This window comes from Pseudonocardia sp. SID8383 (assembly GCF_009864975.1).
Lineage (GTDB): Bacteria > Actinomycetota > Actinomycetes > Mycobacteriales > Pseudonocardiaceae > Pseudonocardia > Pseudonocardia alni.
The window spans coordinates 1-1,394 of record NZ_WWFY01000315.1 but is presented as its reverse complement, the minus strand read 5'-3'; the positions used below and the strand labels follow the sequence as shown (position 1 = coordinate 1,394).

The window sequence follows — 1,394 nt, the reverse complement described above, 5'->3', positions numbered from 1 at the left end:
GGCCGGCGCGGTGCGGGGCGGGGACCGGCGCAGCAGCACGGTCAGAGCAGCCCGACCTGGGTCATGAGCTGCGTCGTGCCGTCGAGGTCCTCCAGGTCGGCCAGGTCGAGCCGCGGCGCCCGCAGGTCGGCCAGCGCGGGCATGCCGGCGGGCCCGGCGACGCCCGCCACCAGCGGGTACTCGCCGGTCTCGCGGGCGAAGTACTCCTGGGCCTGCGGCGACACCAGGAAGCGGAGCAGCTCCCGCGCCTCGGTGGACTCCGCGGCCCCGGCGAGGATCCCGGCGCCGGTGACGTTCACCAGCGCGCTCGCGGTGCCGGGCGCGCCGAACTTCAGCGCGGTGTTCGCGGGCGGGGTCTCGGCGGCGGCCACGTAGTAGTGGTTGATGAGCCCGACGTCGACGACGCCGCTGTCCACGGCCTCCAGGATCGCGGTGTTGCGCGGGAAGACCTGCACCTCGTTGGCGCGCAGTCCCTCCAGGAACGCGCGGGCGGCGTCGTCGCCCTCCTGGACGCGCAGCGCGGTGACGAAGGCCTGGAACGAGGCGTTGGTCAGGGCGATGCCGACCCGGCCGCGCCAGCGCGGGTCGGTGAGCTCGGTGACGTCGGCGGGGACCTCGGCCTCGGGCACCCGGATGTTGTAGGCCGCGACCCGGACCCGGCCAGTCAGCCCGGTCCAGGTGCCGTCGGTGGCGGTGTAGGGCGCGGTGACCACGCCGCGCACCTCCTCGGGCAGCGGCGCGAACGCGCCCGCCCCGGCCAGCGCGCCCAGCGCGCCGGCGTCCTGGGAGAGGAACACCTGGGCGGGTGTCGCGCCGCCCTCCTCGGCGAGCTGCGCGGCGAGCTCGGTGGTCGAGCCGTAGCGGGTGTCGACCGTGATCCCCGACTGCTGCTCGAACTGCGCCAGCAGCGGGCCGACCAGGTCCTCCTCCCGCCCCGAGTACAGGGTCAGGGTGCGCGGCCCGTCGCCCGCCGCCGGGGCCGGGTCGGCCGGGGCGCCGCCGCAGCCGGCCACGAGCAGGGTGGCGGCGAGGACGGCGCCGGTGAGCACGCCGCGCCGGGTCGGTCGGGTCGTCGATGGGGTCACGTGGTCCTCCGGGGTGCATGGGGGATCCGCCCGGTTCGCCGGGTCGGTCCCTTTTCGAGCGAGGGGAGGCTAACCTCTGGCGAGGACGTCCTGATCTCCCGAGAATTGAGGGGGTGCGCGCAGGTGCTGCGGGTGCTGCTGGTCGACGACCACCGGTCGTACACCGACCTGCTCGCGCTCGGCCTCGCCGTCCACGGTGACGCGGAGGTCGTCGGCGTCGCGCACGACGCGGCGGCCGCCCGGGCCGCACTGGCCGGCGCGGACCCCCGGCGGGCGCCACAGGTCGTGGTCCTCGACGTGCGCCTGCCC

Annotated in this window: 1 protein-coding gene and 1 pseudogene; one reads left to right on the top strand and one right to left on the bottom strand. The window is 76.4% G+C overall.

Going from position 1 to position 1,394, the window contains the following annotated elements:
- Positions 1 to 41 precede the first annotated feature (41 nt).
- Positions 42 to 1,085 carry an extracellular solute-binding protein gene (locus GTW08_RS07715; RefSeq protein WP_161151675.1) on the bottom strand — a complete coding sequence of 348 codons (1,044 nt, stop codon included), beginning with the start codon at positions 1,083 to 1,085 and terminating at the stop codon, positions 42 to 44.
- A gap of 123 nt (positions 1,086 to 1,208) precedes the next feature.
- Here GTW08_RS07715 and GTW08_RS07710 point away from each other — a divergent pair.
- A pseudogene (locus GTW08_RS07710) lies at positions 1,209 to 1,394 on the top strand (DNA-binding response regulator); the annotation flags it as partial.